The following is a 13859-nucleotide window of genomic DNA, read 5'->3' on the forward strand; positions in this document are numbered from 1 at the left end:
TTCTGGCACAGACTTTGCTTGCATTCCTGCAACGAACCGCGGGAGCGCGCCATGCCCAATCTGATTTCATCCTATTTAGGTGTCCACGGCGACGCCCTGCCGCTGCGCGAGCAACGGATGAAGCTGATCGCCAGCAACCTCAGCAATGTCGACACGCCTGGCTACAAGGCCCAGGACCTGGATTTCGACGCGGCGATGCGCGCCGCGCAGGGCCAGCGCGACGGTAGCCAGCTGCAGGCCACTGACAGCCGCCACATCGCGGTGGGCGGCGGCGGCAACGGACTCAACCCATTCCAGGTCACCCGCGAGGCCAAGCAGCCCAGCCTCGACGGCAATACCGTCGATGCGGACGTCGAGCGCGCCGCCTATGGCCGCGCCGCGCTGGAGTACCGCGCCTCGCTGAGCTTCGTCGAATCCAAGGTGCGCGGCATGCTCACCGCGATCACAGGCCAATAAGCATGAGCAATTTGCCGATCTTCGATGTCGCCGGCTCCGCGCTGCAGGCGCAGTCGGTGCGCCTGAGCACCATCGCCAGCAACCTGGCCAACGCCGATTCGGTGGCCGGCTCGGCCGAAGCGGCCTACAAGCCGATCGAGCCGATCTTCCAGGCCGTGCGCAACCCGCACGACAGCAGCCTGACCGGGGTCAACGTCAAGGAAATCACCCAGAGCAAGGATCCGCCGATCAAGCGCTACGAGCCCGGCCATCCGCTCGCCGATGCCGACGGCTACATCTATTCGCCGGATGTGGACCCGGTGTCGCAGATGGTCAACCTGATCTCCGCCTCGCGCAATTACCAGGCAGGCGTGGAAGTCCTCAACACCGCCAAGGAACTGGCGTTGGCCACCTTGACCATGGGCCGCTAAGCGCCCTCCCTCCCGCCGCCTTAGGGCCTAGGACGTACCGATGAGTACCGTTTCCAACGACGTTTATTCCAGCCTCGGCTTGACCGGCGCCAGCGCCGGCAAGACCACTGCCAACAAGTCGTCGTCGCTGAACCAGGCCGACTTCCTGAAGCTGATGACCGAGCAGCTGCAGCACCAGGACCCGCTCAAGCCGATGGACAACAGCCAGATGGTGTCGCAGATGGCACAGCTGTCCACCGTGCAGGGCATCGGCGACCTCAACAAGACCGTGACCGCGCTGTCCAGTTCGATGAGCAGTGACCAGATCCTGCGCGGCGCGCAGCTGGTCGGTCACAAGGTGCTGGTGCCGTCGGCGACGATGCCGCTGGGCAGCGACGGCGGCGCCAACGGCGTGATCGCCGCGCCCGGCGCCGGCATCGTCAACCTCACCGTCAGCGACGCCAACGGCAACGCGGTCAAGCAGATCAGCGTCAACGCCAGCAAGGCCGGCGAAGTCAATTTCAGCTGGGACGGCACCAATAGCGCCGGCACCCGCCTGCCGCCCGGCACTTACGGCGTCAGCGCAACGCTTACCGACAGCAAGGGCACCAACACCGCGCTGTCTACCTACGTCCAGGCCCCGGTCGAGAGCGCCACCATCGGCTCGGACGGCATCTACCTCGACCTGACCGGGCTGGGCACCGCCCCGCTCGCCAACGTGCTCCGCGTCAGCTGAGCCGGCCAATCCACAGGAGTCCATCATGGGTTTCAATACTTCGCTGTCCGGTATCAAAGCGGCCAACTCCGACCTCAACGTCACCGCCAACAACATCGCCAACGTCAACACCACCGGCTTCAAGGAATCGCGCGCCGAGTTCGCCGACCTGTTCTCCGCCACCGGCTACGGCCTGGCGCGCAATGCGATCGGCGCCGGCGTGCGGGTCAGCAACGTCGCCCAGCAGTTCTCGCAGGGCAATGTCGATCCGACCGGGCGCAACCTGGACATGGCGATCTCCGGCGACGGCTTTTTCACTCTGACCAACAACGGCGCCAAGGTCTACTCGCGCGCCGGCAACTTCCAGACCGACGAGAACGGCTACGTGGTCAACCCGCAGGGCGCCAAGCTACAGGTGTTCCCGCCGGCGGCCAACGGCAACGGCTTCGCGGTCGGCACGCTGAGCGATCTGCAGCTGCTGACCACCGACAGTTCGCCCAAGCAGAGCGAAACGGTGAACCTGATGTTCACCCTGCCCGGCAACGCCAAGACCCCGACCGTTGCCACCTTCAGCCCGAGCGACGCCAACAGCTACAACCATTCCACCGGCGGCATCACCGTCTACGACTCGCTGGGCGTCAGCCACACCCAGACCTCGTATTTCGTCAAGACCGGCAACGCCAACGAGTGGCAGGTGCACAACTATGTCGACGGCACCGCAGTCGGCACCACGAGTACGATCCAGTTCGACGGCAACGGCAAGCTCACCACGCCCGCCGACGGCAGGATCGCGCTGAGTACGTTCACCCCCAGCACCGGCGCCGGCACCCTCAACCTGACCCTGGACGTGAGCGGCTCGACCCAGTACGGCGAGGCGTTCGCGCTGCGCGACGCGCGCCAGGACGGCTACGCCAGCGGCAAGCTCAACTCGATCAGCATCGACGCCAACGGCGTGGTCTTCGCCCGCTATTCCAACAACGCCGACAAGGCGCTGGGCCAGGTGGCGATGACCAACTTCGTCAACCCGCAGGGGCTGAGCTCGCTCGGCGACAACGTGTGGGCGGAAAGCTCGGCCTCGGGCAATGCCCGCACCGGCGCGCCGGGAACCTCGGATTTCGGCAGCGTGCAGTCCGGCGCGCTGGAAGCCTCCACCGTCGATCTCACCGAACAGCTGGTCAACATGATCGTCGCGCAACGCAACTTCCAGGCCAACTCGCAGATGATCTCGACCCAGGATCAGGTCACCCAGACCATCATCAATATTCGTTGATGGTGATGTCGGGACCGGGGACCGGGAACCGGGGACCCGGAAAAGCAAGGGCAGCAGCGGCGGCGCAGTAGCGTCGGCGCGCCGACTTCCACGCTTTTCCGGGTCCCCGGTTCCCGGTCCCCGGTCCCGGCTCCCAGGAGCTCCCGATGGACAAAGCACTCTACGTCGCCATGACCGGCGCCCGCGCTTCGCTGCAGGCGCAGGGCACGGTGTCGCACAATCTGGCCAATGTCGATACCGCCGGTTTCAAGGCGGCGTTGGCCAATACCGAGGCATTCCGCATCAAGGGCGCCGGTTATCCGTCGCGGATCGATGCGCTGCACATCGACCAGGGCTTCAACCGCGACGTCGGCGCGCAGCAGGTGACCGGCAATGCGCTGGACGTCTCGCTCAGCGCCGACAACTGGCTGGCGGTGCAGGCCAGCGACGGCAAGGAGGCGTACACGCGCGGTGGCGAGCTGGCGGTGACCCCGAATGGCCAGCTGGTCACCTCCAGCGGCCGCGCGGTGCTCGACGACCAGGGCAATCCGATGGCGATCCCGCCGCACCAGTCGCTGGAGATCGGCGAGGACGGCTCGGTGTCGATCGTGCCGCTGGGCGAAGGCCCGCAGGCGATGGCCGTGGTCGGCAAGATGAAGGTGGTGCAGGCGCCGGCCGAGCGCCTGGAACGCCGCCCCGACGGGCTGATGCGCAACATCAGCGACGATCCCACCCAGGCCTTCGCCCTGGCCACCGGCAGCGCAGTCCACACCGGCGCGCTGGAAGGCAGCAACGTCGATGCGGCCGGCGCGCTGGTACAGATGATCCAGCTGCAGCGCCAGTTCGAGATGCAGGTGAAGGTGATCAAGCACGGCGACGAGAACGCCCAGTCGGCCAACACCCTGCTGCGCCTGAACGGCTAAGCCAATTACGCGCGCCGTGCCGCCGCCGCCGACAAGCCGGCGCATTTGTGGCACGGCACATGCATCAGTCTCCCTGCCCCTCGCGGATCTCGGGGCCATCATTTAGAGGAATCGGGTCATGAATCAGGCTTTGTGGGTCGCCAAGACCGGACTGGATGCGCAGCAGACGCGCATGTCGGTCGTGTCCAACAACCTGGCCAACACCAACACCACCGGCTTCAAGCGCGATCGCGCCAGCTTCGAGGACCTGCTGTACCAACAGGTGCGTCAGCCTGGCGGCGCGACTTCGGCGCAGACGCAGTTGCCTTCGGGCCTGCAGCTGGGTACCGGCGTGCGCGTGGTGTCCACCTCCAAGGACTTCGAGCAGGGCAATCCGCAGCAGACAGGGCGCGCGCTGGACGTGATGGTCAACGGCCGCGGCTTCTTCGAAGTGCAGATGCCCGACGGCACCACGGCCTACACCCGCGACGGCAGCTTCCAGATCAATTCGCAGGGCGAGCTGGTCACCAACAGCGGCTATGCGGTGCAGCCCGGCATTCAGGTCCCGGAAGGCGCGCAGTCGCTGACCATCGGTACCGACGGCACGGTCAGCGTGCAGGTCGCCGGCACCGCCGCGGCGCTGGAGATCGGTTCGTTGACGCTGAGCGACTTCATCAATCCCTCTGGCCTGCAGGCCAAGGGCGGAAACCTGTATGCGGAAACCGCCGCCTCCGGCCCGGCGCAGAACGGCACGCCCGGCCTCAACGGCCTCGGCACCACGGTGCAGGCCTCGCTGGAAGGCAGCAACGTCAACGTGGTCGAGGAGCTGGTCAGCATGATCGAGACCCAGCGCGCCTACGAGATGAACGCCAAGGCGATCTCCACCACCGATTCGATGCTCGGCTATCTGAACAATAACGTCTGATCCCGACACTTCTTCTGGAAACCGCCATGTCGCGTCTGTCCTGCTTCTCTCTCACCACTGCGCTGGTCCTACCCGTGCTGCTCGGCGGCTGCGCCGGCCTCGGCGTCGCCGCCGGCGACGTGCGCCCGTACGCGCCGATGGCGCCGATTGTGCCGGTGGTGGCGCAGGCCGCGCCGCCCAGCGCCGGCGCGATCTATGCCGCAGGCCCGGGCCTGTCGCTATATTCGGACCGGCGCGCGCGCGATGTCGGCGATCTGCTGACGATCACCCTGGTCGAAAGCACCAACGCCAGCACCACCGCCAACACCAGCATCACCAAGAAGGACGCGGTGACGATGGCCACGCCGACCCTGCTCGGCGCGCCGCTGACGATCAACGGTGTCAACCTGCTCAACAATTCCACCAGCGGCGACCGCAGCTTCGCCGGCAAGGGCAACACTGCGCAGAGCAACAACATGCAGGGCAGCATCACCGTGACCGTGATGCAGCGCCTGCCCAACGGCAACCTGGTGATCCAGGGGCAGAAGAACCTGCGCCTGAACCAGGGCGACGAGCTGGTGCAGGTGCAAGGCATCGTCCGCGCCGCCGACATCTCCCCGGACAACACCATTCCTTCCAGCAAGGTCGCCGACGCGCGGATCGCCTACGGCGGCCGCGGCGCCGTCGCCCAATCCAACGCGATGGGCTGGCTGAGCCGCTTCTTCAACTCGCGCATTTCGCCGTACTGAGGCCCACCATGAACCTTCTGTCCCTGACCTGCCGCTTGCTAACCGCGTTCGCGCTGTGCGCCGGCATGGCCGCCCCGGCCGCCGCCGAACGCATCAAGGACCTGGCCCAGGTCGGCGGCGTGCGCGGCAACGCGCTGGTCGGCTACGGCCTGGTGGTCGGCCTGGACGGCAGCGGCGACCGCACCAGCCAGGCGCCCTTCACCGTGCAGAGCCTGAAGAACATGCTCGGCGAACTGGGCGTCAATGTTCCGTCGAACGTCAATCCGCAGCTGAAGAACGTGGCCGCGGTGGCGATCCACGCCGAACTGCCGCCGTTCGCCAAGCCCGGCCAGCCGATCGACATCACCGTGTCCTCGATCGGCAACGCGGTCTCGCTGCGCGGCGGCTCGCTGCTGATGGCGCCGCTGAAGGGCGCCGACGGCCAAGTTTACGCGATCGCCCAGGGCAGCCTGATCGTCGGCGGCTTCGGCGCGCAGGGCAAGGACGGCTCGCGGATCTCGGTCAACGTGCCCAGCGTCGGCCGCATCCCCAACGGCGCGACGGTGGAGCGTGCGCTGCCGGACGTGTTCGGCAGCAGCGGTGAGATCACCCTGAACCTGCACCAGAACGATTTCACCACGGTGTCGCGGATGGTCGCGGCGCTGGAGAGCACCTTCGGCCCGGGCAGCGCGCATGCGGTCGATGGCGGCACCGTGGCGGTGCGCTCGCCCACCGACCCGAGCGCGCGCATCGGCCTGCTGGCGCGAATCGAGAACGTGGAACTGTCGCCGGGCGCGGCGCCGGCCAAGGTGGTGGTCAACGCCCGCACCGGCACCGTGGTCATCGGCGCGCAGGTGCGGGTCAGCCCCGCGGCGATCTCGCACGGCTCGCTGACCGTCACCATCAGCGAAGGCACCCAGGTCAGCCAGCCCAACGCACTGAGCAACGGCCAGACCGTGGCCGCGCCGAAATCGACCATCACCGCCACCAACGAAGGCAGCCGTATGTTCAAGTTCGAGGGCGGCACCTCGCTGGACCAGATCGTACGCGCGGTCAACGAAGTCGGCGCCGCGCCGGGCGACCTGATCGCGATCCTGGAAGCACTGAAGCAGGCCGGCGCGCTGAGCGCGGAGCTGGAGGTGATCTGACATGCGTATCTCGGCCTCTCCCATCGAACTGAACCCGACCACCCAGAACGATCCCGCGCGGATCGACAAGGTGTCGCGCCAGTTGGAAGGACAGTTCGCGAACCTGCTCGTGAAGAGCATGCGTGACGCCAGCTTTGGCGATTCCCTGTTCCCGGGCGAGAACCAGACGTTTCGCGACATGTACGACAAGCAGATGGCCAAGGCGCTCACCGAGGGCAAGGGGCTGGGCCTGGCGGGGATGATCGCCAAGCAGCTGGGCGGCGGCAAAAGCGCCGACGCCCCGGCCACCAACACCTCGATCGGTGCCGCGCAGGCCGCCAAGGCGTATTCGCTGGTATCCGCCCAGGGCGGCGCCGCCGGCAATCCGGCGACCGCCGGCGCCGCAGCGCTGGCCGATACCGGTGCCGCGGTTGGCGCCAGCGCCTGGCGCGGCATGGACGCGGGGGATGCGCCGCAGCACCAGGTCGCGCGCGTGCTCGACCTGATCGCCGGCCGCGAGAGCAGCGCCATGCACGACGCGATCGGCAGCAACCCGGCCGACGGCAGCGCCAGCGTGGCGTGGACCGGCGCCGACGACCGCTGGTCGGATCTGGCGGCGACGGCAGGCGCCGACGCCAGCAGCAGCATCGACGCCAGCGCCACCGCCGCCGCCAAGGCCGCCGCGGCCAGCCTCGGCGAGCGCACCCCGGAAGGCTTCGTCGCGCAGATCTGGACCCACGCGCAGAAGGCCGCCAAGGAACTGGGCGTGGATGCGCGGGCGCTGGTCGCGCAGGCCGCGCTGGAGACTGGCTGGGGACGCCGCGGCATTTCCCGCGGCGACGGCGCCAGCTCCAACAACTTGTTCGGGATCAAGGCCACCGGCTGGAGCGGCGAGCGCGTCACCACCGGCACCCACGAGTACGTCGATGGGGTCAAGCAGTCGCAGACCGCCGATTTCCGCGCCTACGCCTCGCCGGCCGAGAGCTTCGCCGACTACGTGCGCCTGCTGAAGACCAATCCGCGCTACCAGCAGGCGCTCAATGCCGGCACCAATATCCGCGGTTTCGCCCAGGGCCTGCAGCGTGCCGGCTACGCCACCGATCCTTCCTACGCGGCCAAGATCGCCGCGATCGCCGGCGGCCCGACCATCGGCCGCGCCGTCGCGGCGATCGGCAATGCCGCCGCCAGCGGCCTCGAGCGCGCGTTCGCCAGCACCTCCGATCCCTCCAGCAGCGCGTTGCGCTGAGGTAGCCGCCCATGTCCGTCCTTTCCACCGGCACCAGCGCCCTCATCGCCTTCCAGCGCGCCTTGGCGACGGTGAGCCACAACGTCGCCAACATCAATACCGACGGCTACAGCCGGCAGCGCGTCGCGTTCGCGACCACCACGCCAACCCAGTACGGCTCGGACTACATCGGCAACGGTACCAAGATCACCGACATCTCCCGCGTCGCCGACCAGTTGGCGACCTCGCGGCTGCTGGACAGCGGCGGCGAACTGGCGCGGCTGAAGCAGCTGTCGAGCCTGTCCGACCGCGTCGACGGGCTGTTCTCCGACAAAGCCACCAACATCTCCGGGCAGTGGTCGAACTTCTTCGACGCTACCAGCGGGTTGTCGTCCAACGCCTCGGCCACCGCCAGCCGGCAGAACCTGCTGGACAACGGCAACTCGCTGGTGACCCGCTTCAAGCAGCTCAACGGTCAGATGGACGCGCTCGGCAACGAGGTCAACAACGGCCTGCTGTCCGCCACCACCGAAGCCAACCGCCTGGCCGGCGAGATCGCCAAGATCAACGGCCAGATCGGCGGCGACGCCAGCTCGGCCGCGCCGGACCTGCTCGACCGGCGCGATGCGCTGATCACCCAACTGGTGGGCTACACCGGCGGCAGCGCGGTGCAGCAGGACGGCGGCGCAATCAACGTCTACACCGAAGGCGGCCAGGCGCTGGTGGTCGGCACCACCGCCTCCACCCTCACCACGGCCACCGATCCCTACCAGCCCGGACGCCTGCAGGTCGCACTGAAGGCGCAAGGCGCCACCATCACCCTGGGCAACAGCGCGCTGGGCGGACAGATCGGCGGCCTGATCGGGTTCCGCAGCAGCGTGCTGGATCCGACCAAGGCCGAACTGGGCCGCATCGCCACCGGCCTGGCGGTCAGCTACAACCAGCAGCACAAGGCCGGCGTGGACCTGTACGGCAACCTCGGCAGCGATTTCTTCTCGCTGTCCGCGCCAAACGTCAACGCCAACGCCGCCAACACCGGCAGCGCCAGCTTCAGCGCCAGCGTCGGCGACCTGAGCAAGCTCGACGGGCAGAACCTGCTGCTGAAGTTCGACGGCAGCAGCTGGACCGCCAGACACGCCGACACCGGCGCCAGCGTGACCATGACCGGCAGCGGCAGCAGCACCGATCCGTTCGTGGTCAACGGCGTGAGCCTGCAGCTGTCAGGCACCGGCGCGGCCGGCGACACGTTTCTGCTGCAGCCCACCGCCAACGCGGTCACCGGCCTGGCGGTAGCGATCACCGACCCGTCGCGCATCGCCGCGGCCACCCCGATCGCCGCCAGCGCCGACCTGGACAACCTCGGCACCGGCAAGGTCAGCAACGTCCGCGCCACCAATGCCGGCAATGCCAATTTGCTGACGCCCGCCAGCATCGCCTTCATCGACGCCAACCAGTACACGATCGACGGCTCCGGCCCGTTCGCCTATACCGCCGGGCAGACCATCAGCGCTAACGGCTGGAGCATGACACTGGATGGCGCGCCGGCCGCCGGCGACACCTTTGCGGTGAAACCCACCGGCGCCGGCTCCAGCAACAACGGCAACGCCCTGACCCTGTCCAATCTGGACGATGCCAAGGCGTTCAACGGCGGCACCATCACCCTCAACGGCGCGGTGTCCGGGTTGACCACCACGATCGGCTCGGCTGCGCGGCAGGCGAGCTACGCAGCCGATGCGCAGGACGTGATCCACACCAGCGCGCAGGACGCGCGCGACTCGGTCTCCGGCGTCAACCTCGACGAAGAGGCCTCGGACATGCTGCGCCTGCAGCAGGCTTACCAGGCCGCCTCGCAACTGATCTCCACCGCCGACACGATGTTCCAGTCCATCCTGGGTGCGATCCGATGAGCAACCGTATCTCCACCGGCATGATGTTCAACCAATCGGTCAACACCATGCTGGGCAAGCAGGCCAAGATCTCGCACCTGGAGCAGCAACTGGCGACCGGCCAGCGCCTGGTCACCGCCGCCGACGATCCGGTCGCCTCCGGCACCGCGGTCAACCTGGACCGCGCTGTGGCCGAACTGGAGCGTTTCGGCCAGAACGCCAACAATGTGCAGAACCGCCTGGGCCTGCAGGAAAACGCGCTGTCGCAGGCCGGCGACCTGATGGCACGGGTCAACGAATTGACCGTGCAGGCAAACAGCTCGGCGTTGACCACGGACAACCGCAAGGCGATCGCCTCCGAACTCAAGTCGCTGCACGCCGGCCTGCTCAGCCTGTCAAACAGCACCGACGGCAGCGGCCGCTACCTGTTCGCCGGCGCCGCCGACGACGCCGCGCCGTTCGCGATGGTCAACGGCAAAGTCGTCTACAGCGGCGACCAGACCCAGCGCAGCGTTGAGGTAGCCGCCGATACCCAGGTCGCCGATGCCCTGCCCGGTAGCGAGATCTTCATGCGCATCCGTACCGGCGACGGCACCGTCGATGCGCATCCGGCCAGCACCAATACCGGCACCGGACTGTTGCTGGACTTCAGCCGCGACTCCGGCGCTGGCGGTTGGAACGGCGGCAGCTACAGCGTCGCCTTCACCGCCACCGACACATATGAAGTGCGCGACGGCAGCGGCAGCGTGGTCAAGACCGGCACCTACGCCGCTGGCGAAGATGTCAGCTTCGGCGGCCTGAAGATGCGCCTGGACGGCGCGCCGGCGGTCGGCGACAGCTTCCAGATCGGCGCCTCGACCAACAAGGACGTGTTCTCCACCATCACGACCCTGGCCAATGCGCTGAGCACCGACCCGCTCACCGCCAGCGACAAGGCTTCGCTGCAGAACACCTTGCAGTCGTCGATGCGTGACATCAGCCAGGCCTCGGCGAAGATGATCGACGCGCGTGCATCCGGCGGCGCGCAACTGGCCGCGCTCGACAACGCCGCCGAGCTGCGCGCCTCCAACGAAGTGACGCTGAAGACCACACTATCCTCGCTACGCGACCTGGACTACGCCGATGCGATCGGCCAATACCAGTTGGAACAGGCCGCGCTCAAGTCGGCGCAAACCGTCTTTACCCGCATGCAGTCGATGTCGCTGTTCAACATGCTCCGTTGATCCTCGATTCCACTGCATAAAGCGAAGGCCCGCAGCGCGGCAGCACTGGCGGGCGTTTTGCTTTATACCGAGTTCGTCATCGCCGCCAGGGCTTGGAAGCGTCACCTGCGCAGCGCTAAAGTTTGGAAAAGCGCGGCCGAAACAAGCTCTTCGCCGCGAGTGCCACAGGCTACCGGTTCGCCGCATCGCGATAATTTCCGCAGCGAATCGCTAAAGGTTCTTGACATCGCGCCGTTACTTATCTCAGCAGCGGCAACGGCCAATTGATGGCCCCCCTGCGGAGGCTCCAGGCACCGATGGGTTGCCGGATAAATCGCTTAGAGGAGATATCAAAATGGCACAGGTAATCAACACCAACGTAATGTCGCTGAACGCTCAGCGTAACCTCAACACCAACAGCTCCAGCATGGCGCTGACCATTCAGCAGCTGTCGTCGGGCAAGCGCATCACCAGCGCCGCGGTCGACGCCGCCGGTCTGGCGATCTCAGAGCGCTTCACCACTCAGATCCGCGGCCTGGACGTGGCCTCGCGCAACGCCAACGACGGCATCTCGCTGGCCCAGACCGCCGAAGGCGCGATGGTCGAAATCGGCAACAACCTGCAGCGTATCCGCGAGCTGTCGGTGCAGTCGGCCAACGCCACCAACTCCGACACCGACCGCGGAGCACTGAACTCGGAAGTCAAGCAGCTGACCTCGGAAATCGACCGCGTCGCCAACCAGACCAGCTTCAACGGCACCAAGCTGCTGAACGGATCGTTCTCCGGCGCGCTGTTCCAGGTCGGTGCCGATGCCGGCCAGACCATCGGCGTGAGCAGCATCGTCGATGCCAACGTCGATTCGCTCGGCAAGGCCGGCTTCGCCGCCACCCAGACCGGTTCGGCCGCCCTGGCCTCCGGCACCGCAACCGCCAGCGGCAGCTTCTCCGGCATGTCGATCAACAGCGTCAGCATCGCCTCGGTTTCCGTGGCCGTCGGCGACACCGGCAGCGACATTTCCAAGAAGATGGCCGCTGCGATCAACGACAAGCTGGACCAGACCGGCGTCTACGCTTCGGTCGACAGCAGCACCGGCGCGCTGAAGCTGGAATCGTTGAAGGCCGGCAAGGATTTTGCCTTCACCGCAGGCTCGGCCACCGGCGCCGACGGCGTCACCTTCAGCACCGCCGGCATCGCTGCCACGGCCGCCGCCACCGCCGGCACCACCAACACCCTGGCCGACCTGGACATTTCGACCTTCTCCGGCGCACAGCGGGCACTGGAAATCGTCGACAAGGCGCTGACCTCGGTCAACTCCTCGCGCGCCGACATGGGTGCGGTGCAGAACCGCTTCACCTCCACCATCGCCAATCTGAGCACGACCTCGGAAAATCTGTCGGCCTCGCGCAGCCGCATCGCCGACACCGATTATGCCAAGGCAACGGCCGAACTGACCCGCACGCAGATCCTGCAGCAGGCCGGTACCGCGATGCTGGCGCAGGCCAAGTCGGTCCCGCAGAACGTGCTGAGCCTGCTGCAGTAACAGCCCGCTCGACACTGGCAAGACCTCGAAGCCCCTCCGCAAGGAGGGGCTTTTTTTGCATCCGCCGTCCAGCAGGCACAGGATTTGCATGGAGATCGTGGCATTCGCCGCATGCGTCTTGCCTCAAGAACGGCGGCGCGCCGCCGATACTCCTATCAACCGCTGGCCGTCTCCGCGCCCGCTATCGTAAGGAAGGCTCTAATGGCTACTTCATCGTTGTCTGCCGTCGGTTCAGGCCTGGACGTCGCCGCGTTCGTCAAGTCATTGGTCTCCTCCGAACGGGCACCTCAGGAAAACCGGATCAATACCGACGGCACCGCCTCCAGCGCCAAACTGTCGGCGCTGAGCACGATCAAGGGCGCACTGTCCAACCTGCAGACGGCGATGGACGCAATCGCCAAGAGCGCCGACAAGGGCGCGGTCAAGGCCACCGTCGCCGATGGCGCCGGCTATACCGCGAGCGTCACCGAAAGCGCCACCGCGGGCAATTACAGCGTGGAGGTGGTGAAGCTGGCCGAACGCCAGAAGCTGACCTCGGCCGCCTATGCCAACAACGCGGTGGTCGGCGACGGCACCTTGACGATCGGCTATGGCGACAAGACGCTTAACATCACCGTGGGCGAGAACAGCAAGCTCAGCGACATCGCCGCCGCGATCAACAAGGCCGCCGGCGGCAGCGGCGTGACCGCCAGCGTGGTCAGCGCCGACGACGGCAACCACCTGGTGCTCAACGCGGTGGATTCCGGTAAGAAGGGCGTGCTGAACATCACCAGCTCCGGTGGCAACGGCGGACTCAGCGCGCTGACCTACAGCAACGGCAGCAGCGGCGGCCTAACCCAGACCGTGGCCGCGGCAGACGCTGTGGTGCGCGTGGACGGTTTCGAGCGGACCTCCAGCAGCAATGCGATCGCCGACCTCGTGCCGGGTGTCACCTTGAACCTGACCAAGGCCGCCGAAGGCACCAAGTACAGCCTGAGCATCGCCAACGACAACACCGCACTGAAGGCGAACCTTACCGCGTTCGTGACCGCCTACAACACCACCAACACCTTGCTGAAGTCTTCCAGCGCCTATAACGCCACCAGCAACAAGGCGTCGGCGCTGACCGGCGACTCGATGGTGCGCGGACTGCAGCAATCGCTACGCAAGCAGATCAGCGACAACGTCGTCGATCTGAAGGCACTGGGCATGACCATCGACAAGAACGGGGTGATGAGCTTCGACAGCGCCAAGTTCGACAGCGCCATGACCAGCGATCCAGCATCAGCCAAGGCGACGTTCGGCACCAAAGGCAGCTTCACCACCGGCATAGACACCCTGCTGGACAGCAACCTCGATGCGGCCAACGGCACCATCACCCAGCGTACCACCGCGCTCAACAAGCACATCGGCGACCTGACCGACCAGCTCAGCAACCTGGACAAGCGGATGGAAACGCTGACCACCAACTACACCGCCAGGTTCACCGCGATGGACGCGATGGTCGCGAAGATGCAATCGATCAGCGACGGACTGTCCAAGCAGTTCTCGTAGCGG

Annotated in this window: 13 protein-coding genes; all 13 read left to right on the forward strand. The window is 66.6% G+C overall.

The features are described 5' to 3' along the window. The first annotated feature begins 51 nt into the window (after positions 1–51). The 13 genes from flgB to fliD all read left to right on the forward strand — a co-directional run bounded on the left by flgB (position 52) and on the right by fliD (position 13856). Positions 52–456 carry a flagellar basal body rod protein FlgB gene (gene flgB / locus E4A48_RS07255; RefSeq protein ID WP_039010034.1) on the forward strand — a complete coding sequence of 135 codons (405 nt, stop codon included), beginning with the start codon at positions 52–54 and terminating at the stop codon, positions 454–456. Between the two features lie 2 nt (positions 457–458). Further along, positions 459–866, forward strand: a complete 408-nt coding sequence (gene flgC, locus E4A48_RS07260) for a flagellar basal body rod protein FlgC (RefSeq protein WP_004425624.1) — start codon at positions 459–461, stop codon at positions 864–866. Positions 867–906: 40 nt separating this feature from the next. Next, on the forward strand, positions 907–1581 hold the full coding sequence (locus E4A48_RS07265; RefSeq protein ID WP_039010036.1) for a flagellar hook capping FlgD N-terminal domain-containing protein: 675 nt from the start codon (positions 907–909) through the stop codon (positions 1579–1581). A gap of 25 nt (positions 1582–1606) precedes the next feature. After that, entirely contained in the window at positions 1607–2830 is a 1224-nt protein-coding gene (flgE, locus tag E4A48_RS07270; protein WP_039010038.1) for a flagellar hook protein FlgE, read from the forward strand. 146 nt (positions 2831–2976) lie between these two features. After that, positions 2977–3732 (forward strand): flagellar basal body rod protein FlgF, encoded by a 756-nt coding sequence (locus tag E4A48_RS07275; protein WP_004427261.1) that lies wholly within the window; start codon positions 2977–2979, stop codon positions 3730–3732. A gap of 118 nt (positions 3733–3850) precedes the next feature. Further along, positions 3851–4636, forward strand: a complete 786-nt coding sequence (flgG, locus tag E4A48_RS07280) for a flagellar basal-body rod protein FlgG (protein WP_004427262.1) — start codon at positions 3851–3853, stop codon at positions 4634–4636. A gap of 26 nt (positions 4637–4662) precedes the next feature. Then, complete coding sequence (gene flgH / locus E4A48_RS07285) at positions 4663–5364, forward strand: flagellar basal body L-ring protein FlgH (RefSeq protein WP_142742140.1); 702 nt, start codon at positions 4663–4665, stop codon at positions 5362–5364. A gap of 8 nt (positions 5365–5372) precedes the next feature. Then, complete coding sequence (locus E4A48_RS07290) at positions 5373–6491, forward strand: flagellar basal body P-ring protein FlgI (protein ID WP_142742141.1); 1119 nt, start codon at positions 5373–5375, stop codon at positions 6489–6491. 1 nt (position 6492) lies between these two features. Next, positions 6493–7716 (forward strand): flagellar assembly peptidoglycan hydrolase FlgJ, encoded by a 1224-nt coding sequence (flgJ, locus tag E4A48_RS07295; protein WP_142742142.1) that lies wholly within the window; start codon positions 6493–6495, stop codon positions 7714–7716. An 11-nt stretch (positions 7717–7727) separates the two neighbouring features. After that, a complete protein-coding gene (flgK, locus tag E4A48_RS07300) occupies positions 7728–9602 on the forward strand; it encodes a flagellar hook-associated protein FlgK (RefSeq protein ID WP_039010043.1) in 1875 nt (624 codons plus the stop codon). Then, positions 9599–10804: a flagellar hook-associated protein FlgL gene (gene flgL / locus E4A48_RS07305; protein ID WP_039010045.1), complete on the forward strand. Its 1206-nt coding sequence runs from the start codon at positions 9599–9601 to the stop codon at positions 10802–10804. Before flgK ends, flgL begins: the two co-directional genes overlap by 4 nt. A 334-nt stretch (positions 10805–11138) precedes the next feature. Continuing rightward, a complete protein-coding gene (locus E4A48_RS07310) occupies positions 11139–12323 on the forward strand; it encodes a flagellin (protein WP_039010047.1) in 1185 nt (394 codons plus the stop codon). Positions 12324–12524: 201 nt separating this feature from the next. Continuing rightward, a complete protein-coding gene (gene fliD / locus E4A48_RS07315) occupies positions 12525–13856 on the forward strand; it encodes a flagellar filament capping protein FliD (RefSeq protein ID WP_039010049.1) in 1332 nt (443 codons plus the stop codon). Positions 13857–13859: the final 3 nt, after the last annotated feature.

It is taken from the genome of Xanthomonas translucens pv. cerealis, assembly GCF_006838285.1.
Lineage (GTDB): Bacteria > Pseudomonadota > Gammaproteobacteria > Xanthomonadales > Xanthomonadaceae > Xanthomonas_A > Xanthomonas_A cerealis.

What these genes read in the sequence shown, in the direction of transcription:
- E4A48_RS07275 (WP_004427261.1), top strand. Translation starts at nt 2,977, where the DNA reads ATGGACAAAGCACTCTACGTCGCCATGACCGGCGCCCGCGCTTCGCTG.
- flgH (WP_142742140.1), top strand. Translation starts at nt 4,663, where the DNA reads ATGTCGCGTCTGTCCTGCTTCTCTCTCACCACTGCGCTGGTCCTACCC.
- fliD (WP_039010049.1), top strand. Translation starts at nt 12,525, where the DNA reads ATGGCTACTTCATCGTTGTCTGCCGTCGGTTCAGGCCTGGACGTCGCC.
- E4A48_RS07265 (WP_039010036.1), top strand. Translation starts at nt 907, where the DNA reads ATGAGTACCGTTTCCAACGACGTTTATTCCAGCCTCGGCTTGACCGGC.
- E4A48_RS07290 (WP_142742141.1), top strand. Translation starts at nt 5,373, where the DNA reads ATGAACCTTCTGTCCCTGACCTGCCGCTTGCTAACCGCGTTCGCGCTG.
- flgC (WP_004425624.1), top strand. Translation starts at nt 459, where the DNA reads ATGAGCAATTTGCCGATCTTCGATGTCGCCGGCTCCGCGCTGCAGGCG.
- flgL (WP_039010045.1), top strand. Translation starts at nt 9,599, where the DNA reads ATGAGCAACCGTATCTCCACCGGCATGATGTTCAACCAATCGGTCAAC.
- flgK (WP_039010043.1), top strand. Translation starts at nt 7,728, where the DNA reads ATGTCCGTCCTTTCCACCGGCACCAGCGCCCTCATCGCCTTCCAGCGC.
- flgJ (WP_142742142.1), top strand. Translation starts at nt 6,493, where the DNA reads ATGCGTATCTCGGCCTCTCCCATCGAACTGAACCCGACCACCCAGAAC.
- flgB (WP_039010034.1), top strand. Translation starts at nt 52, where the DNA reads ATGCCCAATCTGATTTCATCCTATTTAGGTGTCCACGGCGACGCCCTG.
- E4A48_RS07310 (WP_039010047.1), top strand. Translation starts at nt 11,139, where the DNA reads ATGGCACAGGTAATCAACACCAACGTAATGTCGCTGAACGCTCAGCGT.
- flgE (WP_039010038.1), top strand. Translation starts at nt 1,607, where the DNA reads ATGGGTTTCAATACTTCGCTGTCCGGTATCAAAGCGGCCAACTCCGAC.
- flgG (WP_004427262.1), top strand. Translation starts at nt 3,851, where the DNA reads ATGAATCAGGCTTTGTGGGTCGCCAAGACCGGACTGGATGCGCAGCAG.